Origin of the sequence: Luteolibacter flavescens, from assembly GCF_025950085.1 — a bacterium.
In the GTDB taxonomy this organism is placed as follows: domain Bacteria; phylum Verrucomicrobiota; class Verrucomicrobiia; order Verrucomicrobiales; family Akkermansiaceae; genus Haloferula; species Haloferula flavescens.
This window is the reverse complement of sequence record NZ_JAPDDS010000005.1, coordinates 326,521-353,211: the sequence shown is the minus strand read 5'-3', so window position 1 is coordinate 353,211 and position 26,691 is coordinate 326,521. Positions and strand designations below refer to the sequence as shown.

Annotated in this window: 20 protein-coding genes; 9 read left to right on the top strand and 11 right to left on the bottom strand. The window is 64.9% G+C overall.

Annotated elements, in window-relative coordinates; all coding sequences use genetic code 11:
* Positions 1-148 precede the first annotated feature (148 nt).
* From OKA04_RS11525 to OKA04_RS11505, 5 genes are all read left to right on the top strand, one after another.
* Positions 149-907, top strand: a complete 759-nt coding sequence (locus OKA04_RS11525) for an MYXO-CTERM sorting domain-containing protein (RefSeq protein WP_264501312.1) — start codon at positions 149-151, stop codon at positions 905-907.
* Between the two features lie 89 nt (positions 908-996).
* Entirely contained in the window at positions 997-2,559 is a 1,563-nt protein-coding gene (metG, locus tag OKA04_RS11520) for a methionine--tRNA ligase (RefSeq protein WP_264501311.1), read from the top strand.
* A 77-nt stretch (positions 2,560-2,636) separates the two neighbouring features.
* A complete protein-coding gene (locus tag OKA04_RS11515; protein ID WP_264501310.1) occupies positions 2,637-3,476 on the top strand; it encodes a glycoside hydrolase family 16 protein in 840 nt (279 codons plus the stop codon).
* Positions 3,473-3,904, top strand: a complete 432-nt coding sequence (ruvX, locus tag OKA04_RS11510; protein ID WP_264501309.1) for a Holliday junction resolvase RuvX — start codon at positions 3,473-3,475, stop codon at positions 3,902-3,904. The genes OKA04_RS11515 and ruvX overlap by 4 nt, the downstream gene beginning before the upstream one ends.
* A gap of 312 nt (positions 3,905-4,216) precedes the next feature.
* Positions 4,217-6,895 (top strand): LamG-like jellyroll fold domain-containing protein, encoded by a 2,679-nt coding sequence (locus OKA04_RS11505; RefSeq protein WP_264501308.1) that lies wholly within the window; start codon positions 4,217-4,219, stop codon positions 6,893-6,895.
* A 74-nt stretch (positions 6,896-6,969) separates the two neighbouring features.
* Here the strand turns inward: OKA04_RS11505 and OKA04_RS11500 are convergent, their stop codons facing one another.
* From OKA04_RS11500 to OKA04_RS11485, 4 genes are all read right to left on the bottom strand, one after another.
* Positions 6,970-9,186, bottom strand: a complete 2,217-nt coding sequence (locus OKA04_RS11500) for an NAD(P)-binding protein (RefSeq protein WP_264501307.1) — start codon at positions 9,184-9,186, stop codon at positions 6,970-6,972.
* Entirely contained in the window at positions 9,170-12,199 is a 3,030-nt protein-coding gene (locus tag OKA04_RS11495) for an ATP-binding protein (protein ID WP_264501306.1), read from the bottom strand. The genes OKA04_RS11500 and OKA04_RS11495 overlap by 17 nt, the downstream gene beginning before the upstream one ends.
* A gap of 7 nt (positions 12,200-12,206) precedes the next feature.
* Complete coding sequence (locus OKA04_RS11490) at positions 12,207-13,187, bottom strand: acetoacetate decarboxylase family protein (protein WP_264501305.1); 981 nt, start codon at positions 13,185-13,187, stop codon at positions 12,207-12,209.
* A 91-nt stretch (positions 13,188-13,278) separates the two neighbouring features.
* The gene (locus tag OKA04_RS11485; RefSeq protein ID WP_264501304.1) at positions 13,279-13,944 is read right to left on the bottom strand and encodes a response regulator; all 666 of its coding nucleotides are present in this window, start codon (positions 13,942-13,944) and stop codon (positions 13,279-13,281) included.
* A gap of 132 nt (positions 13,945-14,076) precedes the next feature.
* On the opposite strand from OKA04_RS11485, the gene trpC reads away from it, so the two are divergent.
* Both trpC and OKA04_RS11475 read left to right on the top strand, forming a co-directional pair.
* The gene (gene trpC, locus OKA04_RS11480; protein ID WP_264501303.1) at positions 14,077-14,865 is read left to right on the top strand and encodes an indole-3-glycerol phosphate synthase TrpC; all 789 of its coding nucleotides are present in this window, start codon (positions 14,077-14,079) and stop codon (positions 14,863-14,865) included.
* A gap of 60 nt (positions 14,866-14,925) precedes the next feature.
* The gene (locus OKA04_RS11475) at positions 14,926-16,020 is read left to right on the top strand and encodes an SAM hydroxide adenosyltransferase (protein ID WP_264501302.1); all 1,095 of its coding nucleotides are present in this window, start codon (positions 14,926-14,928) and stop codon (positions 16,018-16,020) included.
* A 15-nt stretch (positions 16,021-16,035) separates the two neighbouring features.
* Here the strand turns inward: OKA04_RS11475 and OKA04_RS11470 are convergent, their stop codons facing one another.
* The 3 genes from OKA04_RS11470 to OKA04_RS11460 form a co-directional block, all read right to left on the bottom strand.
* Positions 16,036-17,499 (bottom strand): DUF1501 domain-containing protein, encoded by a 1,464-nt coding sequence (locus tag OKA04_RS11470; RefSeq protein WP_264501301.1) that lies wholly within the window; start codon positions 17,497-17,499, stop codon positions 16,036-16,038.
* Positions 17,496-20,606, bottom strand: a complete 3,111-nt coding sequence (locus tag OKA04_RS11465) for a DUF1553 domain-containing protein (protein WP_264501300.1) — start codon at positions 20,604-20,606, stop codon at positions 17,496-17,498. Before OKA04_RS11465 ends, OKA04_RS11470 begins: the two co-directional genes overlap by 4 nt.
* A 68-nt stretch (positions 20,607-20,674) precedes the next feature.
* Positions 20,675-21,520 carry an SMP-30/gluconolactonase/LRE family protein gene (locus OKA04_RS11460; protein WP_264501299.1) on the bottom strand — a complete coding sequence of 282 codons (846 nt, stop codon included), beginning with the start codon at positions 21,518-21,520 and terminating at the stop codon, positions 20,675-20,677.
* A gap of 155 nt (positions 21,521-21,675) precedes the next feature.
* Between OKA04_RS11460 and OKA04_RS11455 the strand changes: the two genes are divergently transcribed.
* Both OKA04_RS11455 and OKA04_RS11450 read left to right on the top strand, forming a co-directional pair.
* A complete protein-coding gene (locus OKA04_RS11455) occupies positions 21,676-22,746 on the top strand; it encodes an N-acetylmuramoyl-L-alanine amidase family protein (RefSeq protein ID WP_264501298.1) in 1,071 nt (356 codons plus the stop codon).
* A gap of 109 nt (positions 22,747-22,855) precedes the next feature.
* Entirely contained in the window at positions 22,856-23,155 is a 300-nt protein-coding gene (locus OKA04_RS11450; protein ID WP_264501297.1) for a putative signal transducing protein, read from the top strand.
* Between the two features lie 23 nt (positions 23,156-23,178).
* Here OKA04_RS11450 and map read toward each other — a convergent pair whose 3' ends face one another.
* The 4 genes from map to rplO all read right to left on the bottom strand — a co-directional run bounded on the left by map (position 23,179) and on the right by rplO (position 26,662).
* The gene (gene map / locus OKA04_RS11445) at positions 23,179-23,961 is read right to left on the bottom strand and encodes a type I methionyl aminopeptidase (protein ID WP_264501296.1); all 783 of its coding nucleotides are present in this window, start codon (positions 23,959-23,961) and stop codon (positions 23,179-23,181) included.
* Positions 23,945-24,607, bottom strand: coding sequence for an adenylate kinase family protein (locus tag OKA04_RS11440; RefSeq protein WP_264501295.1), 663 nt, complete (start codon positions 24,605-24,607; stop codon positions 23,945-23,947). The genes map and OKA04_RS11440 overlap by 17 nt, the downstream gene beginning before the upstream one ends.
* 7 nt (positions 24,608-24,614) lie before the next feature.
* Complete coding sequence (gene secY / locus OKA04_RS11435) at positions 24,615-26,105, bottom strand: preprotein translocase subunit SecY (RefSeq protein ID WP_264501294.1); 1,491 nt, start codon at positions 26,103-26,105, stop codon at positions 24,615-24,617.
* Positions 26,106-26,212: 107 nt separating this feature from the next.
* Entirely contained in the window at positions 26,213-26,662 is a 450-nt protein-coding gene (rplO, locus tag OKA04_RS11430; RefSeq protein WP_264501293.1) for a 50S ribosomal protein L15, read from the bottom strand.
* Between the last annotated feature and the right edge of the window lie 29 nt (positions 26,663-26,691).

The following is a 26,691-nucleotide window of genomic DNA, read 5'->3' as shown; positions in this document are numbered from 1 at the left end:
CATGATCGCGTACAGGAACCAGATAAGTGATTCAACCCACTGAAAATAATCGAATTATGGGAAATTCGGATTTTTGACGTCCGATTTTTCCCTTGTTGTCGGGGGTGAATCGAGGGACTAGTCGCCCCGTTCACTCCCCACACAGAACATGACACTCCCCATCCGCCCTGTGCTTGCAGGGCTCTCGGCCTTCTTCGGCCTATCCGCCATGGCGCAAGCCGTGACCCTATATTCTGCTGATTTCACATCGAACCCCACGGTGTTATCTCAGGAGTATAATTCCTATGGTGATAACGTGAATTTCGGCCAATGGGTCAGTTCCGGCTGGAACAATGCCACCTTGGTCGACGGCTATCTGCGCACCTACAGCGATACGGAAGGATTCCGCGGAGCCTCCGTGCTTCTGGACTCGTCCGTCCTCTCCACCGGATCAGGCACTTACACGCTCTCCTTCGACCTCGTCGGCGTGGCCAGCAGTGGAAATCTCCCGGCCAACCACGGCGACTCCGCCGCGGTAAGCATCTGGTCCGGCACCGGATACAATACCGGCAATACATGGCCGAATCAGCTCATCGTGAGCACCGGCACCGCGGAACTTCAGGGAAATGGCGCGACCACCGTGACAAAGGTCGCGGAGCAGAAATATACCACTGCCGGAAGCTACAATATCAATTTCGATTATTCCGGCTCCGGAGCCATCGCTATCTTTATCGGCGCATACAATACCGGCGGATGGCCGCACACGTATGCGAGCTACGACAATGTGAGCGTCAGCAACAACATTCCAGTCGCCAGCCGCCCGGCAGGCACCCCGGCGATGAGCGCTACCCCGGAAGTCTCCGTGGCGAGCGTCCTCCCGGTGCTGCTTCTTTCCGGCAGCCTGCTCCACCGCCGCCGCCGCGCCTGATTCCCGGCCCGGCAGACAGGGAAGTTTTATCTCCGGGCGGTGGAAGGGCTTGCCTCGCGGCATTCCCCGGCGTCCCATCGGGTCTCCGCATGTTCTACATCACCACCGCCATCGACTATACCAATGGTGCCCCGCACATCGGCCACGCCTATGAGAAGGTGCTGGCCGACGTGATCGCCCGCTACCGGAGAATGCGCGGCGACGAGGTGTACTTCCTCACGGGAGTGGACCAGCACGGGCAAAAGGTCCAGCAGACGGCGGAGAAGGAAGGCATCAACCCCGCCACATTTGTCGCGAAGAAGACCAAGCTCTTCCTCAACCTCTGGAAGAAGCTCGGCTTGGACTATGACGGTTGGGCGGCAACCACGGATGATCGCCACAAGGCGTGCGTCCAGGCGATCCTCACCGAACTGAACGAACGCGGCGAGCTCTACAAGAAGCCTACGAAGGGCTTCTACTCGCTCCGTCAGGAGCAGTTCCTGACGGACCGCGACCGGAACGAGGTCGGCGAATTCGGCCCCGAATGGGGCGAAGTCGAAGAGCGGGATGAAGAGAACTGGTACTTCCGTCTGAGCGCTCACACCGAGTGGCTGAAGAACTTCGTGGCGAACAACCCCGATTTCGTCACCCCCGCCTTCCGCCGCAACGAACTGCTCGGCGCTCTGGCAAATGCCGAAGAACTCGACCTCTGCATTTCCCGCCCGAAGGAGCGCTTGCGCTGGGGCATCGAGTTCCCCTTCGACCCCGATTTCGTCACCTACGTCTGGTTCGACGCGCTGATCAACTACATCTCCTTCGCCGGCTACAAGGCGAAGGAAGACGCCGCGCTGCCGGACTTCGGCAAGCTCTGGCCCTGCGCCGCCCACGTCATCGGCAAGGACATCCTCGTCCCCGCCCACGGCATCTACTGGCCCTGCATGCTGCATGCGATGGGCTTCTCCGACGAGGAGATGCCGAAGATCCTCGTCCACGGCTGGTGGAACATCCGCGGCGAGAAGATGTCGAAGTCGCTCGGCAATGTCGTCGATCCCGACGAGCTGGCCGACAAGTTCGGCGTGGACGCGCTGCGCTACTACCTGGTGCGCGACGTGACCACCGGCAAGGACGCGGACTTCGATCTCGAGCGCCTGGTGATGCTCTACAACCAGGAGCTGGCCAACGAACTCGGCAACCTCTGCAACCGCGCGCTCAACATGACAGGCCGCTTTTGCAATGGCATCGTCACCACCGGTGGCGAGATGAGCGATGACGACCTCGACGTGCGCGCCTCGCTGGAGACCGTGCTGGGCGACTATCGCGCGGCCATGGATGGCTACGACATCGCCGAAGGCCTCAAGGCGATCAACCGCCACGTCACCGTCTGCAATGCCTACGCCGAGCGCAGCAAGCCGTGGGAACTGGCGAAGGACCCGGCGAAGAAATCGCAGCTCGAAACCGTACTCGCGAACCTCGTCGAGAGCCTCGCCCACTGTGCCGTGCTGATCGCCCCGGTGCTGCCGGATCCCGCCGCACGCATCGCCGCGCAACTCCGCATGGACGACCTGCTGAAGCTGAAGCTGGACGACCTGAAGTGGGGCCTGGTGCCGAACAGCCACGAGACCGGCAAGCCCAAGCCCGTCTTCCCGAAGATCGTCATCGAGGAAGCCGAGTAAGCGCGTCCGGAGTGGCTACAGATGTGGAAATGGCGTCGCAGTCTTCATAGCCTGCCTTGCTAGGCTCGCATCCGCCGATGACCCGATATCTCCTGCCGCTGCTTTTCGCCACCGCTGCCCACGCCCAGACCGCGGAGCCGGCGTCGCCACCGCGCGATCCGGCCTACAAGCTGGTGTGGTCGGATGAATTCGACGGCGACGGCGCGGTGGACGAGAGCAAGTGGCGCTTCGAGGAGGGCTTCCAGCGGAACCACGAACTCCAGTGGTACCAGAAGGACAATGCCGTGCGGAAGAACGGCGTGCTGGTCATCGAAGCCCGCCGCGAGAAGGTGCCCAACCCGAAATTCCGCGAGGGGGCCCGTGACTGGCGCGACCAGCGGAAGGAGGCGGAATACACCTCGGCCTCGCTGACCACGGCCGGGAAGCAGGATTGGAAATTCGGCCGCTTCGAGATCCGCGCGCGCTTCACGGCACGACAAGGATTGTGGCCGGCCATCTGGACCACGGGCCGCGGACGCTGGCCGCATGGCGGAGAGATCGACATTCTCGAGTACTACGGGGGCCGTATCTACGCGAATTTCTGCTGGGCCGGAAAGGGCGGCCGCGACCTGTGGAATACCGGGTCGCATTCCTTCGGCCGCTTCGACAGGCCCGGCTGGCAGGATGAATTCCACACCTGGGTGCTGGAGTGGGACGCGGAGAAGATGACCATCTGGCTCGACGGCGAACTACTAAACACGCAGTACATGGCGCACGTGAAGAACCAGGACGGCCCGCCGGTGAATCCCTTCCTCGCCCCGCAGGCGATGCGGCTGAACTTCGCGATCGGCGGCATGAATGGCGGCGACCCCTCCGGCACGAGCTTCCCGCAGCGCTACGAGGTGGACTACGTGAGGATCTATCAGAAACCGGAATGACCATGGAGGAAGACGGCCCGCACCCCGCACTCGGCATCGACCACGGCGACGCCCGCATCGGCATCGCCGCCACCGATCCGCTCGGCATCCTGGCCCACCCGGTGGAGACCATCGACGTGCGCACCACGGACGCGCTGGAGCGCATCGCGGTGCTGGCGGGGCAGCGAGGCATCCGCACGCTGGTGCTGGGCCTGCCCATCCGGAGCGATGGCACCGAGGGCACCGCCGCGGAGAAGGTCCGCGCCTTCGGCGGAAAGCTCGCCGCCCGTATCCCGGAGCTGCCGCTGATCTTCGTGGATGAAGCCTACACCACCCTCGCCGCCTCGGCGAAGCTGCGCGAGGCCGGCCGCAAGGCGAAGCAGCAGAAAGGCATCATCGACCAGGCCGCCGCCGTCGAGATCCTGGAAGCGTGGATGAACGGCATCTAACAGCGCCGTCGCGGGTATTCCGCCCGGTGCGGAAGCTGAAGGTTTCTCAGGAGGGTTCGCCGTCGTGTTGATGCATTCGCCAAATTATGACGAATGCGTCATAAACGCCATTTCCGGGCGACCTTGAGCCCATGGCGGGTTTGCCAGCGCCTGCTGGAGATTAGGCCGAAAGGGTCGGTTTTATGCCGATTCGCCAGTCCCAAAAACGATTCATGAGGCCGTGGTATCGGGGGTGCTCGCTTGTATGCAAGTGCTCCCTCCGGTGCAGGCACCCGTCTCCGGCGGCGAGCATGGCCTACCCCTGCCGACCTCATGAACCCGATCCGTTTCCACTCAGAAGAATCCCCACGGCGCGCCTTTGCCCTGCCGTCCGGCCCACGCGCCGCACTCATCCTCGCGGCACTCGCCCACCCCGTCCTCGCGGCCGACGTCAATCTCACGGCGTCCAATGGCATCGACACCACCTCGTTCAACACGAACCTCTCGTGGTCCAATACGGCAATCCCGGCGACGGGCCATGCCTACTACGTCGCTAACAACTATAACCTTCGTACTCCGGCCAACGGTGCGACCGACCTCACCTTCGCCGGTGACTCGCTGACCATCACCGGGGCCAGCCTCGTCTACAAGGGCGGCACGAACGTCAACACGATCACGATCAACAATCTCACGTTGAACGGATCGCTGGTGAACAACGCGAGCAACAGCTCCACCGCCTTCAATCTCGCGGGCAGCATCACCATCGCGGGCACGGGAACGACCACCATCTTCTCGAACAACGGCACCATCACCATCACCGCTCCCATCGCGGGGAACAGCGGCACGCTGCTGCTGCAGACGAACAACACGCTCGGCCGCCAGATCGTGCTCACCGGGGTGAACACCTACACCGGGAACATCAACGTCACCGGGGCGAGCGGCGCGGTGCTCACCAGCACCGGCGCGCTCGCCTTCAAGGTCGGCGCGACCGGCGTGAACAATACCATCACCGGCGCGGTGCCGTTCAACTTCGACGGAGCCTTCAACATCGACCTCACCACCGCGGGTGACACCGTCGGCGACCATTGGACGCTGGTGGACGGCGCGACACTCGGCGATACCTACGGCGCGAATTTCCACGTCACCGGCTTCACGGAGAACGAGAACTTCTGGACCTCGGCGGATGGTCGCTACCAGTTCAATGAAGCGACCGGCGTGCTCACGCGCATCTCCTCGGACACCGATGGCGATGGCCTGCCGGATGCGTGGGAGATGACCCATTTCCAGAGTCTCGCACTCGGTGCCACGGACGATCCGGACGGCGACCGAGCCAACAATCTGCTGGAATACCAGAGCGGCACGAACCCGATGCTCGCAAGCTCCTATCCCGACGCGGACGGCGACGGTCTCAATGACGGCTGGGAGCTCTACTACTTCAACAACCTCGCCCAGACCGCGGACGGCGATGCCGACGGCGACCACAATACGAACCTCGCCGAGCAGACCGCAGACACCGAGCCTAACAACGCCTTCTCCTTCCCCGACACCGATGGCGACGGGCTGAACGATGGATGGGAGGTCTTCCACTTCGGCAGCCTCGCCGCGGGCATCCCCAGCGCGGATCCGGATGGTGACCTCTTCGACAACGAAGAAGAGATGTGGTCGGGCACAAACCCGATGGACCAGATTTCCTCACCGGACACCGACAACGATTTCCTCGGCGACGGACTGCCCGATGGCTGGGAGGTGAAGTACTTCCGCGTGGGCAATGAGACGCTCGCCGAAGCCATCGCGCGCCAGGATGCGAATGGCGACCCGGATGGCGATGGCGTGAACAACCGCCTGGAATTCCGCGCGGGCACCGACCCGACCAGCGCCGCTTCCGCAGAGACCACGCTCGGCTACTGGCGCTTCGAGGAAATGACCGCAGGCGAAGTGCCGGCCGGTGGCAACAACCAGTATCTCTATCCGACCTCCATCCAGGACTCGTCCGTCTATGGGAACCACATGATGGCGTGGGCCGACTACAGCCGGCCGAACTACACCGCGGTCGTCCCCGCAGCCACCGTCCCGGGCACGGGCGCGAGCAACACCGCCTCGCTCTTTTTCCAGCGGAACAACAACGGCGTCTATTACATCGAGGCTATCTTCTCCACGCCGACCGCAAATCTCGGTGGCGGCGTGGCCACGCTGAGGAACTACCCCTTCACTGGCTTCACGGTGGAGGCGAGCTTCAATACGAACCTCACCGGCCAGTGGCAGGTGCCGGTGTGCAAGCTGGGCAACCCGGTGGGTGGACAACCGCCGTTCTCCATCAAGATCGACACGACGAACAAGCTGCGCGCCGGTCTGGTGGATGGCTCCGGAGTGGCGCGTGAGATCATCGGCACCTCGACCATCGCCGCGAATTCATGGTACTCCACCGCCGTCACCGCGACCGCAACGGAGCTGAAGCTGTGGCTGAAGAAGCCGGGCGATGCCGCCTACGTGCTGGAGGGCACGGTGGCCATCTCGGGAGCCTGGCACGTGCCTGCGACCGGCCCGCTCGACAGCGCCTGGAACATCGGCCAAGGCATGTGGAATGGCGGCGCCACCGACCCCTTCCAAGGCAATATCGATGAGGTCCGCATCAGTGCGGCGGCGCTGCCGGAGACCGAGTTCCTCTTCCATGAAGATGGCTCGCCCTTCCAACTCTGGGCCGCGGCGAACATCCCCGATGCAGGCATGCGCGGTGAAACCGCCGACCCCGATGGCGACGGCACCTCGAACCTCGCGGAGTATCGCCTGGGCCTGAATCCGATGAGCGGCTCGTCGTTCTTCGCCGGTCATCTCAGCGGCAGCACGATCACCTGGCCCGCTGCGAATGGCCTGCAATTCACGATCCAGCGGAGCACCACGCTGGGCGCATGGGACACCATCACGACGGTGACCGCCATCGGAGCGACCGGCACGTGGACCGATCCCGCGCCACCAGCCGGCAGGGCATTCTACCGCATCCTTTTCACCGAATAAAACCCCACGTTGCTGGTGAATCTGGCGGGCATCCGGGAGACCGGGTGCCCGCTTTCCTCTCCGGAACTACTAGATCACTCGTACTGCATCCCGTCGATCATGTCGCGGGTCGGATAGCCGGTCAGGTGGTGGGCCGCGAGCATGGCGGAGGTGACGGCGGACTCCACGCAGCCGATGTCGATGGAGTTCCGGCACCAGTCGCCGGAGAAGACGAGGTTGTTGAAGCCGCTTTCCCACGGCCACAGGCGGTTCGGCGCGGCGGTGTTCGTCGAGAGCACGTAGCGCTCGCCGGGGTCGATGTTCATGCGGAAGTACTGCCAGTCCAGCCGCTGCTCGACGGTCGCATGCGGGTCCGGGTGGTAGAGCGTCGAGGGATCGAGGCAGGTGGTGCCGGGGCTGCACACGCCGGGCCACAGCGACGCGCGCTCCTGCAGCCATGCGAGGGCGATCGACTTCGCGCGCGCCTTTTCCCGCGCGGGGTAGCCCGGGTCGGTGCCGGGCGGGGGCTCGTTCTCGTCGTCGGAGATCGGCCCGCAGAGATAGAGCAGGTGGCTGGCACCCGGGGTCGCCTCGGTCTGGAGGATATTCGTGGCCTCGATGATGATGTTGAAGGGATCCGGCCCAGAGCCTGCCATCGCCAGCTCGCAGAAGTAGTCGTGCGTGTCCCAGCCGAGGTCATCCTTGTCGGAAAACCAGAACTGGCAGGCGATGGTGCGGATCGTCTCGCTGGTCTGCACCATCGTCCGGAAGCGCGTGTCCTTTGCCAGCAGGCCCTTCGCCACGTGCGGATGCGCGGCAGGCGGGATCGCCAGGACCACGTGGTCGAAGCGCTCCTGCCCATCGCCGAAAGGCTCCTTGCGATCGAAGAGCTCGACCGTCCCGCTCGTGTGGGAGCTCCAGTGCGATTCCAGCCCCGGGTCTTCCGGCGGCGGCAATGACGTCGGGTCAAGCTGGTCCACCATCGGATGCTCCGGCCACACCGGCCAGAAGACCGGCGGCGCATCCGCGTGCGGCACGGCGACTTCCTTGATCGGCTGGTACTCGTCCTTCCCCGGCGCGAGGCGCACCTGACGGTTGATGCGGATGCGGCCGACCCGGTTGCCCGTGGCATTCGGCTCGATGGATTCCACACGGTGGAAGAACTCGAAGCGCACGCCGCGCTCCTTCAGCACGCGATACATCGGGACGAAGACGCACTCGCCCATGCCGAGATTCATGCGGTGGACGTAGGCGCCCTTGTAGCCGAAGAAGATGCGGAAGAAGCCGCGCAGGGCGGCACCGGCGGCGAAGTTCGCGTTGTTCGGATCATGCGCCTTTCCCCCGGAAAAGGCGAAAGGCGTATCGTAGTAGCCACGCAGGAAAGGCGACTCCTTCACCGTGGTGAAGCCGGCACCGTGTAGCTTCAGCCACGCGAGGAATTCATGCCGGTCGAGCTGGCGAAAGGTCTCGTCCCGGATCAGCAGGTCCACCAGCGCGCCGCGCAGGCAGGTGCGGTAGAGATCCGCCAGACAGATCTCGCGCAGCTCCGCGCTGTTCTTCGCACGCTTCTTCATCCGTCGCAGCTTCCAGCCGAGATAGTCCAGCAGCAGCCTGAACAACCTGCCGATGACCGGCTCGCCGTACCAATGCTTCTCGCTGCCCGCGAGATCGATGAGGCGGCGCGAGAGATAGCTCGCCCAGCCGCTGGGATCGCCGGGCTCGATGCCGGTGGGGCAGCTCATGGCTTCCTGCCACTTCACGCTGCGCCCGAGGATCTTCTCCATCCTCCCGAGGAACCACGTCACGATAGGGCCGAAGGCACCGACCTTGTTCAGGTTCAGCGCCAGATGATCGGCCATGCGCCACAGGTTCTCGCGGATGTCCGGGCAGGGAGTGCCATCGCCCGGCTCGCCCGCATAGCGAGGCAGGGACATCTTCCACGGCTCCCATTTCTCCGCCTTCTCATCGTGATGGTAGAAGACACCTTCGCGCGCTTCCATGAAGAGATCCTTCAGCGTCTTGAAGGGCCCGACCGTGTGGCCGAGCTGCTGGTGGACCTCCATCGCCCCGCGCATCGTCTTGAAGGCATTCTCATAAAAGCCGAACCACACGTGCGGCCCGTGCTCCTCGCTGCGGTGCTGGTCGCTCTCGCCGCGGCTGCTCGCCCCTTTCCCGCCCAATCTCCATCCCGTCTGGTAAAGTGTGACCCGGTATTTCGCACGCAACTCGGGCGTGGCGGTCAGCCAGTAGGCGGCGGCGCATCCGCCGACACCACCGCCGAGGATGACTATGTGCTCACGGGAATCGATCATGGCGGGAGGAGAGTTGCTGGAAGAATGCGACCTCCGCGCTCGCGCCGCATTTTTCCAGCAGGGTCAGACCATCTTGAAGTCGCGCGGATGCAGGGGATTTCAGCGCCTGGTAGCAGAGGGCACGTGCCTCGAAGAGATCCGCCCCCAGACGCCGGGCCGCGATTGCCGCGGCGGGAAAGTCCTTGCCCACACCGGTGCCATGCAGGCCGCGCGCGCAGTGCAGGATGGCGGCGCCGAGCGAGAAGCTCTTCGCGAACGCCGTCGCCCGTTTCATGAAGCGATCCACCAGCCCGCCGAACATCGGATCCGCCTCCAGCTCCGGCGGCCCCCACGAGCGCATCTCGCCGAGCAGCACCGCCGCATCCGCCAGCAGGAACTGCGTCGAGGAGACCGGCGGGTGCTGGCCGGCCAGCTCCTCCGCATCGCGCAGGCAATCCATCGCCTGCCATGGATTCCCGGAGCGCCACGCGCACATCGCGCGCATCACGTGGATCGACGATTGCGTGATGGCATCGCCGCCGTGCACCGGCACCTTCCGGCAATGCGCCTCCGCTTCCTTCGTGCCGAGGCAGGCGAGCGAATGGAGGCTGCCCATCATTGCCGCCCACGTCCGCGACTGGCGGTCGGTGCGCTTGTAGGCGGACTCCTGAAGGACCTGCGCCCACTCCGAGGCACGCCCGAGATCCCCGCGGAAATAGTCGACGAAGAAGGCATGCGTGGCCGCCTCCTCGACGCGGCGGCCGTGCCCGTGGGAACGCCAGTAGGCGACATTCCCCGCGGCACGCTCGGCAGCCTCCGGCCAGCGAGTCTTGTCGAGATCGACGAGGCAGCCGACGTGCTCGATGTAAGTCTGCTCGGTGCGATCCCCGACGCGCGCGATCATCCGGCGCGCGATGTTCCGGTAGCGGTCGGCCAACCAGCGCGGACGCCTGCCGGACAGCGGGCAAGCGATCGCCGCGCACAGCGACGCCAGCATCGCGCTCTCGCCATTCTTCGACGCGAGGTCCAGCGCGGTGACGCAGCAGTCGGCGGAGCGCTTCTGGTCATTTTGGAAATAGGCGATCTCCGCGAGCATCAGCGCCGTGCGCGCCGCGCCCTCCCGCACCGGCGAGACATTCGCATCCGCCCATGGCTTGCCGGTGGCGAAGAGCCACAGGTGCCGCAGCAGCATGCTCGCCTTGATCGGGAAGACCCCTGCCTGCGGGCTCACGCGATAGAGCACCATCGCCCTTTCCAGCAGGCCCACCGCATCCTCCACCATGCCCCAGTGGAATGCGGCCTCGCCCTCGATCTGATAGAGCCGTGCGCGCAGGGCGATCGCCACCGGGTCGCCGGTGTGCTCGTTCGCCCGATCCAGATCGAGCGCCGCCCGCGCCGCCTCGCGCGCCTCACGCAGCGCGAAGCGACCCAGCGCCGCACGCGCCGCACGGTCGAAGAGCTCCACCGCCACCTCATCGCGCCCGGACTCGCGCGCATGGAAAGCTGCCTCTGCAGGAGACAGGTCGCGAATGGGTCGCGCCGTCATCCACTCCAGCGCGGCACCGTGCCCCGCGGCGCGATCCCGGTCCGCCATCAGCGACAGCGCCGCCTCGCGCAGCAGGTCATGATAGAATGAAAAGCGCCCCGGTGCGCCCGGCGTCGCCACGATGAACTCACCGAGCAATGGCGACTCCCAGCAGGTCTCGAATTCAATCCCGGGCACACATGCCTTCGCGGTCGTCTCCGCCTGTTCCTTCGTGAAAGGTTCGCGCCAGATCGCGCAGGCACCGAGCAGCGAGCGGAGCCGCGGCGAGAGATCGCGGAAGCGCCCGATCAGCGGCGTCTCGTGCAGTGGATCGGCAGTCGCGCCCGCAGGCGCGAGGTCCAGCGTGCCACCCATCGCGATGAGCCGGCGGCGCTGGCTCAGCATCGAGTAAACTTCGCGCGAGACCAGCGGCAGCCCGCCGGAAATGCGGAGGATCTCGTTGTTCAGCGCATCGGTGATCTCCGCGTTTCCGGAAAGCTCGCCGAGCAGCTTGCGGTGCTCTTCTCCCGACATCGGGCCGAGCACGATGTCATCCGGCGCCGGCTGGCCCCGCCTGCCCAGCACGAGCAGCAGCGGCGTGCCGGAATGCCTCAGTGCCTCGGTCACGCCATGGCTGCCCTCGTCCATCCACTGGATGTCATCGATGATCGCGGCGCAGTCCCGCCCGGCCAGCAGCCGCGCGAGCACACCGGCGATGAATTCGGGAAGGATGTCCTTGTACTGGAGCGGCGAGAGCCCGATGTCATCCGTATCGGCATGCACCGGCCCGGAAAGGAAGCGCACGAGATTCTTCACCAGCGTCTCGTCCAGCGTCAGCGCGGCACCTGCGGCGGCGATGGTCTCCGCCAGGCGGTCGCCTCCGAATTTCCCCAGCAGCGAACGCCACGCGGCGAAGGTGCCGGGCACGTCCGTGGGGAGACATGATACCCGCGCGACTTCCTTCCCCCGGGAGACCAGCCAGGTGGCCAGCGCGCCGATCAGGTGGGACTTGCCCGCACCAGCAGGACCGGAGATCGAAACGCTGAGAAATTCATCTCCCTGCTCCTCGATTCTCTGCTGGAGCTTTTCCCACAGCAGAGCCCGCGCAGGCACCTCGATCTCCAGCGGCACGGCTTTCCGCACCTCCAGGCGGTGCGCGCAAAAGGGCTCGGACAGGATGCCCGGCAGGAAGCCGATGCGCTCGGCGCGATACGGTGGCGGCAACTGCGCCGCGGACCGCTCGTCCATGATAAGGCCGTCCAGACCCATCGCCGCGAGGCCCGCCAGCAATTGCGACACCGGCTCGCCATTCGCGGCACGACCGGAGCGCAGGGCCAGAAGGGCGGCGGCGTCCTTTTCCAAAAGGCCGGTCGCCTCCGCGAGCAGCACCTTCAGGAGATCTGCCGCATCTCCCGCTTCGCCGCGGAGCCTGCTGCATGCCTCGTCGGACTCGTGCCGCCAGATTTCCCAGGCGGACGCGGGATCGTGAATGCGGTCTTCGCCGGACATCTTCGCTTTAACTGCTCCAGAGGGTTTTGCCGACCGACATGTCGATCTGGAATGACGACCGCAGCGGCGCGCCGATGGGGCCGCTGTCCACGCCGAGGCGCTTCAGCAAGCGGCTGCTGCGCCACTCCGGCACCTCCAGCTCCCAGTCGCCGGTCTCGCGCGTGAGGCTCTCGAGATGGGAGAATTCCAGCAGGCACTCCGCCACCGAGCGATGGCAGGCGTAGGCGGGATTCGCCACGTCGCGGAATTGCTTCAGGAAAACGAACTTCTGCCCGATATCGAGTCCCTCGAAAGCCTCGACCACCCATTCCAGGCCGAGATTGAGCATCTTGCGGGCGGGATTGAAATTGAGCAGGTGGCCGAGGACGCCGCGGTCCATGCCGGTCAGCAGCTCCTCCTTCACCATTTCCACCAGCCCCTTGTTGAAGGAGTCCGGCGAGGAAGGAGGGCCGTCCTCCTTGTCCCTCCGCAGCGCGAGCAGCAGGCCATCCCGGTCCGTGGCGGGCTCGCCCTCGGCGCGGCAGACCTCGGTGCGCGCTACCCCGCCGTGGGCGTTCAGTTCGACCTGTCCCAGGATCTTCGGAAAGCCGAAGACCTCGCGCCCGCTGATGAGCGCCGGGCCGGAATCCAGGCAGAGCACGATGGGGTAGAACTTCAGCGACGGCACCGAGATGAAGCCTTCATTGTCCCACTCCAGCACCGGCAGCGTGACCACCATCTCTGTCTCGGAGACCGAGCCCCACGAGTTGAAGGGCGGTTTGGTCGAGCGCATCGCCTTCATGTGCATGAAGATGATGAAGGCGATGGGCAGCGCGGTGAACTTCGGCTTCGCCTCTTCCTTCCCGGGCCGCCAGTTCAGCGTCTGGTCCAGCCAGTCCTGCGCGACTCCGGTGTCGATCCTGCGGACCGCGGACAATGCCTCAACTCCGGTGATCCGGTAGGGCGGGCTGAAATTCAGATCGGTATCTCGCTCTGTATAGGGAATCATCGGGAGGCCGGCCGGGGAGGACCGGAAATCACAACTAACAAAAACTCCCCACCCCGACCATCGGAGAAACTCCCAAATTTTTCCCGGGGTATCAGGACGCGCCCTGACCCTGCGTCGAGCGCCACCAATCGCGCGCCTGCAGCAGCAGCTCCGTCTTGTTCGAGCAGCCCACCTTCACCTTCATGTGCTCGATGTGGCTGTCCACGGTCTTCGTGCTGATCTTCAGCCGCAGGGCGATCTCCTTCGTCGAGTGCCCCTCGGCCAGCAGGCGGAAGACCTGGTACTCGCGGTCGCTGAAAGTCTCGATGCCCGAGTTCGCGGGCTTGGCCACGTTCCGCAGCAATTCCTCGGCGAGGGCGGGCGAGGCATACATGCCGCCGGACTCGATCTTCCGGATCGCGTCCACCACGGCGGAGACCTTGTCGCCCTTCATGAGGTAGCCGTTCGCCCCGGCCTTCAGCGCACGGGCCCCGTACTGGAGCTCGTTCTGCATGCTGAAGACGAGCACCGCGCAGGTCGGCGCGGCCTCCTTGATCCGGCGGACCAGGTCGAGCCCGTCGCCATCCGGCAGGGAAATGTCCACCACCGCGATGGCAGGCTTGCACCGCCCGGCCATCTCCAGCGCGGCCGCCGCCGTGTGAACCGTGTGCGGCTCGTAGTTCGTAAGCATGGTCTCGACCAAGGACTTCACCGCGAGGGTGATGATCGGATGGTCATCCACGATGAGCAGATCTCGCTTTGGCTCCAGGGAGGACATGGCAAAAAGGAGGTGTCGGAAAGATCCCTACCAAAGCAACCCGCCGCCGGGACAGGGAAAACCGCGCCGCCCGCGTGCCGGTCTTTCCGCTTCACGCGCCGGGCGTTCCGTGGTTTCTCCTCCCCGCCCGCCATGTCCGACAAGCTCGCCGAGATCATCGCCACCAAGCACCAGGAAGTCGAAGCGCTCCTTTCCCGCGCCGGCCACCTGCGCGCCGCCGCCTTGCAGCGCAATGAGTTCCGCGGCTTCCGCTCCGCACTCGACCTCGGCCCGGACCGCGTCGGCGTCATCGCCGAGGTGAAGAAGGCCTCGCCATCCGTCGGCCTCATCGACCCGAATTTCGACCCCATCCGCCAGGCGAAGCGCTACCTCGACGGCGGTGCCTCCTGCCTCTCCATCCTCACGGACGAGAAGTATTTCCAAGGCTCGCTGAGCTATCTCTCGAAGATTTCCGAATTCTCCGACGCCCCGCTGCTCCGCAAGGACTTCACCGTCCACCCGGTCCAGATCCACGAGGCGATCGTCTCCGGGGCGGACGCGATCCTCCTGATTGTGGCGGCACTGGACGACGACACCCTGAAGCGCCTCTACAACGAGGCGAAGGACTTCCAGCTCGACGTGCTGGTGGAGGTCCACAACCTGCCGGAAATGGAGCGCGCGATCGAACTCGGCGCGGACCTGATCGGCATCAACAACCGCAACCTGAAGACCTTCGAGATCGACCTCGCCACCACCGAGGCCCTCGCGGATGAGGTGGGCGATGACGTGATCCTCGTCTCCGAGTCCGGCCTGCGCACGCCGGAGGACGTCCAGCGCGCGCTCGACGCCGGTGCGAGCGCCGTGCTCATCGGGGAATCCCTGATGCGGGCTCATAATCCTGCGGAGGAAATCGAGGCATATTTGTCACTTCGGGCACTTTAGGCGACTTCCCCCTTCCCTACACGGTTCTGCATTTCGTAGCGTGTCGGGGTGAAAGCCTTCGTGATCGCCCTCTTGCTGATCGTCGGCCTCCGCGCACAGGAGGTATCGACCGGCGAGATCAACGGCGCGAAGTACATGCTCGCGTCCCCGGAGGAGTGGCAGGGCAAGCTCATCCTCATCGCCCACGGCTACCGGGCCGAGGACCAGCCGCTGAAGGCCGACTACGAGATCGACAAGCGCTTCGCCCAGCCGCTGATCGAAAAAGGCTGGGCCATCGCCTCCACGAGCTACCGTCGCAATGGCTGGATCATCGAGGACGCCATCCTCGACCTGAAGGCGCTCCGCGACCACGTCTCCGCGGGGAAAGGCGGCGTGAGCCGCTGCATCCTGGTCGGCAGCTCGATGGGCGGACTGATCGGAACGCTCGCCGCCGAGGGTGCCATCGACAATCTCAGCGGCGTGGTCGCAATCGGGGCCTACCTCGGCCACCGCGAGACCGGCGCCTACTACGAGACGCTCTCGTGGAAGCCGAAGGCCCCCATCATCTTCCTGACCAACGAAACCGAGCTCGATCACCCGCGGCACTACCGCGAGAAGGCCGGCATGGCGGCAAACACCGCGCTGTGGGAGGTGAAGCGCCCCGGCCACTGCAATGTCTCCGCCACCGAGCGATACAACGCCGTGGTCGCGCTCGACGCGTGGATCGACGGCACCGCGCCGGAGAAGGACAAGGATGCCACCGTGGGCCCGCCCGTCAGGAAGAGCACCGCGGTGAAGAAGGACGCCGGGCTTTCCGGCAAGATCACTTTTGTCTCAGCGGGCTTTGGAAATCTCTCCAGCGATCTCGTTTCCGCAGACCTCGAAACGCTCGGCGTGAAGGTGGGCGATCAGGTGCTCGTGAAGAGCGATGCCGGGGAGATCGTGGCCACCGTCGCGCTCTACCACTCCGATGTCGGGGAAGGCCATGCTTCCGTCTATGTCACGCCGAATGGCTGGCTCGCCATCGTCATCAATGGCGGCAATGCAGCCGACGCCCTGAAGGTGAAGAAGGAGGACTCCGTGACCATCTCCCCCGCCCCGAAGAAGGAAGAGAAAAAGGAGGAGGAAAAGAAAGCGCCCGCACCGGAGGCCGCGGAAGAGAAGAAGCCGGAGTAAGCGGCAGCCCCGGCTTCACGCCAGGATGTCCTTCACCACGCGCCCGTGCACGTCGGTCAGCCGGAAGCGGCGGCCCTGATGGAGATAGGTCAGCGCCGTGTGGTCGATGCCCATGAGGTGCAGGATGGTCGCTTGCAGGTCGTGGACGTGCACCGCGCCGGGGACGTAAATGTGCTTGTCCGCGGCGAGCGGATTCCCGTCCGCATCGGCGATGTTGTAGCCATACGCATCGGTGTGGCCGTGGGTGATGCCCGGCTTGATGCCGCCGCCCGCCATCCAGAGGGTGAAGCAGCGCGGGTGATGGTCGCGGCCGTAGTTGTCCTTCGTCAGCTTGCCCTGCGAGTAGGAGGTGCGGCCGAATTCCCCGCCCCAGATGACGAGCGTGTCATCCAGCAACCCGCGTTGTTCCAGGTCGCGGACGAGCGCGGCGGACGCCTGGTCCGTCTCCTTGCACTGGCCGGGGATCGCGGACGGCAGGTTGTCATGCTGGTCCCAGCCCTGGTGATAGAGCTGGATGAAACGCACGCCGCGCTCGGCCAGGCGGCGCGCCAGCAGGCAATTCGCCGCGAAGGTCCCGGGCTTCCTACTATCTTCACCGTAGAGGGCATGGACGCTGTCCGGCTCGCCGGAAAGGTCGGTCGCATCCGGCACGCTGGACTGCATCCGGTAGGCCATTTCATACTGGGCGATGCGTGACTCGATCTCCGGGTCCAGCTCGCTCTCGAACTGCGCGCGATTCAGTTCCGAGAGCTTGTCGAGCATCGCGCGTCGACCGGAGCGGCAGATGCCGTCGGGATTCGAGAGATAGAGCACCGGGTCCTTCCCCGAGCGGAATTGCACGCCCTGATACTTCGAGTCGAGGAAGCCATTCCCCCACAGTCTCGCGTAGAGCGGCTGGTCCCCCTGCCCCGCCGAGACGAGCACGATGAAGTCCGGCAGGTTCGCATTGTCGGAACCGAGCCCGTAGGAAAGCCACGAACCCATCGAAGGACGCCCCGCGATCTGCGAGCCCGTTTGGAAAAAGGTGATCGCCGGGTCATGGTTGATCGCGTCCGTGAACATCGACTTCACGAAGCACAGCTTGTCCGCGATGGCCGCGGTGTGCGGCAGCAGCTCGGAGACCCATGCGCCAGATTGCCCGTGCTGCTGGAACTTGAAATGACTGCCCGCCAGCGGGATCGACGCCTGTTGCGCGGACATGCCGGTGAGGCGCTGGCTGCCGCGCACGTGATCCGGCAGCGGCTGGCCGTTCATCTCATTCAGCAGCGGCTTGTAGTCGAAGAGATCCTGCTGCGCCGGTCCGCCCGACTGGAAGAGATGGATGATGCGCTTCGCCTTCGGAGCGAAGCTCGGCGGTGCCGAGGCATGCAGCCCACCGCCGAGCATCGACGCAAGCGCCGCCCCGCCGATGCCCGTCGCTCCGGATTTGAAGAAGTGCCGGCGGGTCAGGCCCGTGAAGGTATCGGGTGACGGGTTCATCGGTTCCACACGGAGGCGTCGAGATTCAGGATGGCGGAGCAGGTCACGGCCAGCGCCGCGGCAGAAACGGGATCGAGGTCACGGCCCGCCGGGCTGTCACCTTGGGCGAGGTATTTCCGAGCGTCCTCGGGGCTCGCCTTGAATCGCTCGAGCTGCCCGGCATGCAGCTCCGCGAGCAACTCCGCCTCACGATCCGTTGGCGGGCGCGAGGCGCACGCGATGAAGGCCGCAGCCAGCCGCTCGCCCTCCGGCAGCGCATGCACCTTCTCCGCCAGCGCGCGGGCGGCCTCGATGAATTGCACGTCATTCAGCAGCACCAGCGCCTGCAGCGGGGTATTCGTCTGCGGCCTGAGGATCGTGCAGATCTCGCGCGTCGGGCTGTCAAAGGCGAGCATGTTTGGCAGCGGTGCCGTGCGCTTCCACACCGAGTAAAGCGAGCGCCGGTAGAGGTCGGGACCGTGCGAGCGCTGATAGGCCGGGGACATCGAGTTCGACTCGCGCCAGAGGTCGCCACCCGGCTGATACGGCGAAACCGGAGGGCCGCCGTCCCGCTGCTGGAGCAGGCCCGATGCCGCGAGCGCGGAGTCCCTTATCTGCTCCGAGGACAGGCGTCGCGACGGCCCGCGTGCGAGCAGGCGGTTCGCCGGGTCGCGCTCGCGCAGGTCGGCACGCCATCTACTATCCTGACCGTAGGTCGCGCCGAGCACGATGGACCGGCACAGCCGCTTCAGGTCCCAGCCGTGGGAAACGAAGTCGCGCGACATCCAGTCGAGCAGCTCCGGATGCGTCGGCAGCGATCCCTGCAGGCCGAAATTGTCTGACGTCTCCACGATTCCGGAGCCGAAGAAATTCGCCCAGACTCGATTGACGAAGACCCGCGACGTGAGCGGATGCCGCGGATCCGCCAGCCAGCGCGCAAGGCCCAGCCGGTCCCGCGGCGCATCCTGCGGAAAGGGAATCAGGATCTCCGCGAAGGTATTGCGCCCCACTTCATTCTCCTTGTCGCGGGGTGAATCATACGCCCCCCGCGCGAGGACATGCGCCGGACGAATCGACATGCTCTCCCTCATCACGGGAATCTCGAAGACGCCCTCCTCCACGGCGATGACCGCGGCACGGGCATTCCTCAAGGCAAATTGTGCCTCGCGATATCCGGCATCTACGGAGCCCAGCCAGGCCTCTTTCTTTGCTGCCGCATCCGCATTCGCCCACATGGACGCATCTTCCATCGCCGCGACTTCCAGCGATGTCAGCGCCCGCCCGTAGATCTTCAGCGCGTCCACCTCGCCGCCCTTGAATCCCCGGTCCCGGAAGCGCGCACCGATCGCCGCGATCCCGTCGCCATGCGTGCGCGTGACGATCGACTTGTACACCACTCCCGCCGTCTCCACCGTTTCCAAGGGCCTGCCATCGAGATAAAGCCGGATGCCTTCTGATCTACTAGATCCATCGTAGGTCCACGTGACGCGCGCCCAGGCATCGCGCGGGATCGCTGCCACGCTGCGCACGGCTATCGCATTGCCCGGCCAATCCCGCACCAGCCTCGCCTCAAGGTGCCCGCCTGCCAGCAGCAGCTCGATCCCATTGTAGCCGACATCCGTGCCAAAGCTCCGGTGAAGCACCGTGACCGGAGCGGGATTGGCCACCGTGTCACGCAGGACGATGTCGATGGTAAAGGGATCGCAGCGGTCGTATTCCAGCCGTCCCGGCAAGCCGATGCCGACATCGCCATCGAGCCGGATGGCCATGCCGGATTTCCCCGGCACGCGCGGCAGTCCATTCGCCGAAGCCGCGGGAGCACCCGCAGCATCCTCCAGCGCATCGCCATCGAAGCCGAGCGACGAAACCAGGTCCGCCGCGGGAAGCGCGGGCGAGGTCGCCAGCCACGCCTCGAAGTCCCCGTAGGAATCCGCACGCCGACCGTCCACCACCGCCTCCGCGGCGATGACCGCCTGCCTGGCCCCGGCGAGCTGCGCCTCCTGCGCGGCGTCCGGCAGCAGCAGCCCCGGCGACGGCTGGATGGAGGCGGCGCTGTAAAAACCGCGCTCCGGGATCGAATTGAAGAACGCGCCGAACGAGTAGTAGTCCCGCATCGAGATCGGGTCGTACTTGTGATCATGGCAGCGGCTGCACTCCATGGTCAGCGCGAGGAAGACGGAGCCGAAGGTGTGAATCCGGTCCGCCATGTTCTCCACGAGGAATTCCTCCACCACCGAACCGCCCTCGTTCGTCAGGCGATGCAGGCGGTTGAAGGTCGTCGCGAGCTGCTGGTCCCGCGTCGCCTCCGGCAGCAGGTCACCGGCGACCTGCCAGGTGATGAATTGGTCGATGGGCAGGTTCGCATTCAGCGAACGGATCACCCAGTCCCGCCACGGCCAGAAGGCGGTGAGCTGGTCGGACTGATAGCCATACGAGTCCGCATAGCGCGCCGCATCCAGCCATGGCACCGCGAAGTGCTCGCCAAAGCGCGGGCTGGCCAGCAGCCGGTCCACCGCGCCGGCCTTGTCCGGATGCTCCCGGAAAGCCGCGATCTCCTCGGGCGTCGGCGGCAGGCCGGTGAGGTCCAGCGTCACCCGCCGCAGCCAGCGCAGCGGGTCCGCCGCGGGCGAGGGCGCGAGCTCCTCCGACTCCAGCCTGGCCAGCACAAAGCGGTCGATCTCTCCCTGCGGCCACGCCGCATCCCGCGTTGCAGGCACCGGGACGGAATCAGGCAGCGGCTGGAATGCCCAGTGCGGCTCGTATTTGGCACCCTGCGCGATCCAGCGCTTCAGCACGTCCTTCTCCTCCGCCGTCAGGACGAGGCGCGATTTCACCGGTGGCATCACCTCGTCCGGGTCGTCCGAATTGATGCGCTGCCATGCGACCGACCGCCCCGGATCTCCCTGCACGATCGCGCTGCCCGGCGTGTCCTTCAGCGGTCCGTAGGCTCCCTCCGCCGTGTCCAGCCGTAGGCCCGAGTCGCGCTTCGCCCCGTCCGGGCCGTGGCAGGCGAAGCACTTGTCCGAAAGGATGGGCTGGACCTCAAACGCATACGAGACCGCCTGCTCTGCCGATGCTGATACGGCGAAGCAGACGAAAACCGCAGGAATGACGGGAAATCGCGACATCGGATTCGCGACTCCTACCAAACCAAATCGCCATTCGTTTCACAAGAATGGCGTGTCTCACAAAATGGCTACCCGGCGAATCCGTGTGCGGGCAGCCCTTTCACCCCCAGCCCGCGGATCACGAAGAGCCTTCCGGCGTCCTCTTCCTTCACGTCCTTGTGGACGCCGGTGGTGACGTAGAGGTCCGCCAGATCCGGCCCGCCAAAGGCACAGGCGGTCGTCTCCAGGCAAGGCAGGTCCACCTTCCGCAATTCCTCGCCGCTCTCCGGGCTGAAGCACACCACGCAGGCACCGTGGCAAAAGGCGATCCACAGGTTTCCCCCGTCATCGATGGTCATGCCGTCCGGCGACCACTCGTAGTGCGCGGTGGAAACGACGCTGCGCAGGTTCGTCAGATGACCTGCCTCGTAGTCGAAAGCGAGGACCTCCTTCCGCGGCGTATCGATGTAATAGACCGTGCGGCCGTCGGCGCTCCAGACGATGCCGTTCGAATTCGTCACCGGACCGAAGACCTCGTGGACCGTGAGGTCGGGATCGAGGCGGTAGAGGCGGGCGTCGCCGGTCTTCTTCACTAGGCTGATCGTTCCGGCGAAAAAGCGGCCGTCGGGCGAGCACTTGCCGTCGTTGAAGCGGTTGTCGGCCTTGTCCGGCTCGGGGTCACCCAGCGCCGTCAGCTCCCCGGCTTCGCTCAGGAAGTGGAATCCGGTGTCCCCGGCGATCACGAAGCCACCGGCCTCGCGCGGGACGATGGTCCCCACGCGCTCGCCCACGTCCCACGTCTGCTCGGCACCGGTGGCGGGATCGAAGCGCACCACGCGGTGGTTTTCGATGTCCACATAGAGGAGCGAATCCTTCCACCACAGGGGGCCTTCACCCCAGCGGGCGCGGTAGTTGCCGACGGTTTCGATGGTCATGGGGCGGGACCGTAAGCCGCCGTTAGATCGGGGAAAGCAAAAGCTCAGGCAATATCCGGCGCATGAGGCGTTCTCTCCGTGGAAAACGAGTTTGTCATACGCCGCCGGATCCGCTATTCCCTAGGTCTCCCCCGCGTCACGCCCCGAAAAACCCCATGCCGAACCGATTCTCGATTCCGCTCATGCTGGCCGTGCTTTTCGCGTGGCTGGGAGCATCGCCCGTGGCCCGCGCCCAGTGGGAGACCAAGCAGATCAGTGGCCGCGACTACATCTCCGTGGATGGTATGAAGAAGTTCTACGGCTTCGATTCCATCAAACGCACCGGAAACCAGCTCCTGCTGGACAAGGTGGTGGTGGTGAAGAACCCGCGCACCGGCAAGCCGGAGAAGCAAGGCGTGCTGATGAAGCTCCAAGTGGGCTCGCAGGAATGCCTGATGAACGGCGTGAAATTCGTCTTCAGCTACAAGGTGGAGGACCAGGGCGGCCGCGCATGGATCTCCCGCATCGACCTCACGAAGCTCGTCGATCCCGTCCTGCGGCCGAACTACATCGCGAACGCGGGCAATTTCAAAACCGTCATCATCGATGCCGGTCACGGCGGCAAGGACCCCGGCGCCACGAACGCGCTGGGCACCGAGGCGGCCTACAACCTGGACATCGCCAACCGCCTCAAGCGGATGCTCTCGGATCCGAAGCTCGGCTACAAGGTGGTCATGACCCGCGATACCGACCGCTACCTGACCCTGCAGGAGCGCGTCCAGATCGCGAACCGCGTGAATGACAACGCGATCTTCATCTCCATCCACCACAACTCCGGCGGCAGCGCGGCACGTGGGCTGGAAACCTTCACCCTCTCGCCCATCGGCGTGGCACACTATGGCCGCGGCCTGAATGCCAGCGACTTCCAGATGCGCGCGGGCAATAGCCACGACTCCGGCAACGTGGCCCTCGCCACCGCCGTCCACGGCTCGTTGCTGACCCTGCTCAAGGAGCCAAAGACGGAGAAATCCTACACGCTGGACCGCGGCATCAAACGCGCGCGCTTCAGCGTGCTGACCGGCGTGAAGCACCCGGCCATCCTCGTGGAATGCGGCTTCATGACGCACCCCTACGAGGCACGCCTGATCCACAACGAGGCCTACCGCAACACGATCGCCAAGGGCATCACCGCCGCTGTCATGAAGTACAGCAAGGCAGTCTCGAAGAGCCCGGCTGCGAATCCGTAAACGACGGAAAGACCGCACGGCCCCGGGTGGAATCATTCCGCCCGCTTGTATCGCGGTAAACTTGCCACCGCTCCTGATGGCGGCGATGGTGTAGCTTATGAAGGAACTCGTGCGTGAACGGACCCTGATCAAGCTCTCCCACTATCAGGCGGTGCTGGAAGGCGCGGGCATCCCGACCTTCATCCGCAACGAAAGCCTCGCCCACCTCGAGGTGCCCATCCCGACCTTCTGCCCCGCCCTGTGTGTGGTCGAGGACGGGGACTATGAGCGGGCGATGCAGCTCCTGCACGAGTCCGAGGCCGAGGCGGCGAAGGCATCCATCGAGGACTGCACCTGCGGCAAGTGCGGTGAGACGAATCCCCACAGCTTTGACATCTGCTGGAACTGCGGGACCGAACTGGCGGCCTGAGTCACCTCAGGCCAGCGCCCAACTCACAAGCCGGGCACGCCACGCTCACGCCAGGTGAGCAGCTCCGGCTCGCCCTCCGTGATCAGCACGGTGTGCTCGAAGTGCGCCGAAGGCTTTCCATCGGCGGTCACTACGGTCCAGCCGTCATCGAGGATGCGGATGGATCGCGTCCCGGCATTCACCATCGGCTCGATCGCGAGGATCATGCCGGGCTCCAGGATCGGGCTCTTTCCTTGCGGGCGGTAATTCGGCACCTGCGGCTCCTCATGGAGATCGCGGCCGACGCCGTGCCCGACGAATTCGCGCACGACGGTGAAGCCCAGCGGTGCCACATATTCCTCCACGGAACCGCAGAGATCTGCCAGCCGCTTGCCAGCATAGGCATGCGAGATGGCTTCGAAAAGGGATTGCTCGGTGGCGACGAGCAAGCGGCGCGTCTCGTCAGTCACGTCGCCGACCGCCACGGTGATCGCGTTGTCGCCGATCCAGCCGCTCTTCACGACGCCCACGTCCAGCGTGACCACGTCGCCCGGTTGGATCTTCCGCGGCCCGCCGATGCCGTGAACGATCTCCTCATTCACCGAAATGCAGATCTGCCCGCGGAAGCCGCGATAGCCGAGGAAGGCGCTCTTGCAGTCGCGCTGGCGCATCAGGTCGGCGGCAAGCTGGTCGATCTCCAGCGTGGTGCGGCCGGGCTCGACGGCCTTGACCAGCTCCATGAGGATCTCGCTGGCAGTCGCGCCGGCGATCCGCATGCGACCGATCTCGTGCGGCGTCTTGATCTTGATCTTATGCCGTCTGGCCATGCGCTTCTAGGGATCGGATGCACTCCACCAGACGCCCGCCGACATCATCGGCACCGGTGGTGGCGTCGAAGCGGTGCAGCAGGCTCTCGCTTTCATAGCGGGCCACCAGAGGAAGCGTATGCTCCTCGTACTCGGCGAGGCGCGAGCGGAAATTCAAAGGCGTGTCGTCAGCACGCGGGCCGGTCACCCCGCCGCACTCCGGGCAGCGGTCGGCGCGGTTCAGCTCCTGACGGCGACCGGACCAGCGGCACTCCGGACACTCAATCCGGTTGCCAATGCGGACCAGCAACTCATCCACCGGCACCTCGAGCATCACCGCGGCGGTGAGCTTCTGACCATGCTTGGAGAGCCAATCAGCGAGGAAATCGGCCTGCGGGACGCTGCGGGGAAATCCGTCGAGCACCCAGCCACCGGTCTGCTTCGTCAGCCACTCGCCCATGATCGGGCACATGAGCGAGTCTGGCAGATATTCGCCGCGGGCAAGGATCGGCTCGGCTTGCTTGCCAAGCTCGGAGCCCTCTTCCACGGCGGAGCGCAAAAGGGCGCCAGTGCTCAGGTAAGCGAGGCCGAGCTCCTCGGCCAAGCGACGTCCCTGGGTCCCTTTGCCGGAGGCGGGGGGACCAAGGAGGACCACACGTTTTGACATCGCCGTATTACTGTTTGGCGATCCAGGCAGCGGCGGCCACCACGAGGAGCAGACCGACCACGGCCCAGAGATAGACGAGCGCGGTGCTGGACGCGGCATTGCCGGTCTGGGCGAGGCGGTCGTAGCGGCCCTTGATCTTGCCCTTCCGCAGGAAGCCGTCGTAGTGGCGCTGCAGCAGGTGGGTCTCCACCTGGCGCATGATGTCGAGCACCACGCCGACAAGGATCAGCAAGCTGGTGCCGCCGAAGAACTGGAGCACCATCGAGTGCTGCGGCAGGCCCACGAGGTGGCCGACCAGCGGAGGCAGCACGAAGATGAGGGACAGGAAGATGGCACCCGCGAAGGTCAGGCGGGTCATCGTGAAGTCGAGGAAGTCAGCCGTCGGCTTGCCCGGGCGGACGCCGGGGATGTAGCCGCCATTGCGCTTCAGGTCCTCGGAGATCTGGGAAGGCTGGAACATCGTCGCCACCCAGAAGTAGGAGAAGAAGAAGATGAACAGGCCACCGAGCACGTAATACCAGGTGCCGCCGGGATTCAGCGCTTCCTGGAGCTTCACCGCCCACTCCTCGCCCTTGAAGACCATCGAGATCATCATGGTGGGCAGCGAGAGGATGGCGGTCGCGAAGATGATCGGCATCACGCCAGCGTAGTTCACCTTCAGCGGGAGATACTGGGTCTGGCCGCCGAATTGCTTCCGGCCGACAACGCGCTTCGCATACTGCACCGCGATGCGGCGCTGTGCCTGCGTGATGGCGATGGTGCCGGCGATCACGAGGATCAGCATGGCGATCATGACCACCATCATGACCGAGCGGAAGGCATTCACGTCGTCACCGGTCACGAAGTGCTTCCAGGTCAGGACGAGCGCGCCGGGCAGCGCGGAGATGATGTTCACCGTGATGATGATCGAGGTGCCGTTGCCGAGGCCTCGCTCGGTCATCTGGTCACCGATCCACATCAGCAGCAGGGTGCCGGAGACGAGGGTCAGCACCGTCAGGGCGATCCACAGCATGTTCGCCCCGGGGACGAGCACGCCGAAGTTCTGGATGCCCTGCATGTAGAAGAGACGCTCGGGATGCATCAGCGAGGTCGCCACGAAGTAGCCCTGCACCAGTGCGATCACGATGGTGATGTAGCGGGTATACTGGGTGATCTTCTGGCGTCCGCCGTCCTCGCGGGACAGGCGGGAAAGCTTCGGCACGACCGCAGTCATGAGCTGCACCATGATCGACGCGGAAATGTAGGGCATGATGCCCAGCGCGAAAATGCCTGCCTGCTGGAGACCGCCACCGGCGAAGATGGTGAGCATCGCACCGAAGGCATTGCCCCCTTCGTCGCTCTTCGCGGCTTCTGCCATCCACTTCTCGATGACCGTGGAATCCACCCCGGGCAGCGTGATGTGGACGCCAAGGCGGACGATGATGATCATCGCCAGGGTGAAAAGAATGCGGTCCCGGAGTTCCGGCACCTTCCAAGTGTTCGCGAAAGCGGAGATCATGGGGAAGCGATGGGCTGCAAAAAGCGACGGGTTTGTAAACGCGGCGAGGAAGCGATCAAGCGCTTCCTCGCCGGAGAACCGTCAAAACGGGTATGACCAACGGGGGATCAAGCGGGGAGCTGGACGGAGCCGCCAGCCTTTTCCACCTTTTCCTTGGCCGAGGCGCTGATCGTGTCCACGACGAGGGTCAGCTTCTTGCTGATCTCGCCCTGGCCGAGCACCTTGACCTGATCACAGGAGCGGTTGATGAGACCGGCCTTGCGCAGGGCTTCCTCGTTGACGGTATCGCCATCGTTGAAGGCCTTGTCGAGCTGGGCCAAGTTCACCACTTCGACCTTGGTCTTGAAGTTGATGTTGTTGAAACCGCGCTTGGGCAGACGACGGTGAAGGGGCATCTGGCCACCTTCGAAACCGACGCGGGTGCCGCTGCCGGAACGGGCCTTCTGACCCTTGTTGCCCTTGCCGGAGGTCTTGCCGTGGCCGGAGCTTTCGCCGCAGCCGAGGCGCTTGACGCGATGCTTGGCACCTTTGTTCGGCGCGAGAGTGTGAAGTTTCATCTTCGTGAAGCGTTATTGGTTAGTCGTTA

Excerpts from the sequence above, each read along its gene's own strand:
- OKA04_RS11485 (WP_264501304.1), bottom strand. The coding sequence starts at position 13,944 with ATGTCCTCCCTGGAGCCAAAGCGAGATCTGCTCATCGTGGATGACCAT.
- OKA04_RS11490 (WP_264501305.1), bottom strand. The coding sequence starts at position 13,187 with ATGATTCCCTATACAGAGCGAGATACCGATCTGAATTTCAGCCCGCCC.
- OKA04_RS11465 (WP_264501300.1), bottom strand. The coding sequence starts at position 20,606 with ATGTCGCGATTTCCCGTCATTCCTGCGGTTTTCGTCTGCTTCGCCGTA.
- OKA04_RS11440 (WP_264501295.1), bottom strand. The coding sequence starts at position 24,607 with ATGTCAAAACGTGTGGTCCTCCTTGGTCCCCCCGCCTCCGGCAAAGGG.
- trpC (WP_264501303.1), top strand. The coding sequence starts at position 14,077 with ATGTCCGACAAGCTCGCCGAGATCATCGCCACCAAGCACCAGGAAGTC.
- map (WP_264501296.1), bottom strand. The coding sequence starts at position 23,961 with ATGGCCAGACGGCATAAGATCAAGATCAAGACGCCGCACGAGATCGGT.
- ruvX (WP_264501309.1), top strand. The coding sequence starts at position 3,473 with ATGACCATGGAGGAAGACGGCCCGCACCCCGCACTCGGCATCGACCAC.
- secY (WP_264501294.1), bottom strand. The coding sequence starts at position 26,105 with ATGATCTCCGCTTTCGCGAACACTTGGAAGGTGCCGGAACTCCGGGAC.
- metG (WP_264501311.1), top strand. The coding sequence starts at position 997 with ATGTTCTACATCACCACCGCCATCGACTATACCAATGGTGCCCCGCAC.
- OKA04_RS11525 (WP_264501312.1), top strand. The coding sequence starts at position 149 with ATGACACTCCCCATCCGCCCTGTGCTTGCAGGGCTCTCGGCCTTCTTC.
- rplO (WP_264501293.1), bottom strand. The coding sequence starts at position 26,662 with ATGAAACTTCACACTCTCGCGCCGAACAAAGGTGCCAAGCATCGCGTC.
- OKA04_RS11500 (WP_264501307.1), bottom strand. The coding sequence starts at position 9,186 with ATGATCGATTCCCGTGAGCACATAGTCATCCTCGGCGGTGGTGTCGGC.
- OKA04_RS11460 (WP_264501299.1), bottom strand. The coding sequence starts at position 21,520 with ATGACCATCGAAACCGTCGGCAACTACCGCGCCCGCTGGGGTGAAGGC.
- OKA04_RS11495 (WP_264501306.1), bottom strand. The coding sequence starts at position 12,199 with ATGTCCGGCGAAGACCGCATTCACGATCCCGCGTCCGCCTGGGAAATC.
- OKA04_RS11515 (WP_264501310.1), top strand. The coding sequence starts at position 2,637 with ATGACCCGATATCTCCTGCCGCTGCTTTTCGCCACCGCTGCCCACGCC.
- OKA04_RS11470 (WP_264501301.1), bottom strand. The coding sequence starts at position 17,499 with ATGAACCCGTCACCCGATACCTTCACGGGCCTGACCCGCCGGCACTTC.
- OKA04_RS11505 (WP_264501308.1), top strand. The coding sequence starts at position 4,217 with ATGAACCCGATCCGTTTCCACTCAGAAGAATCCCCACGGCGCGCCTTT.
- OKA04_RS11455 (WP_264501298.1), top strand. The coding sequence starts at position 21,676 with ATGCCGAACCGATTCTCGATTCCGCTCATGCTGGCCGTGCTTTTCGCG.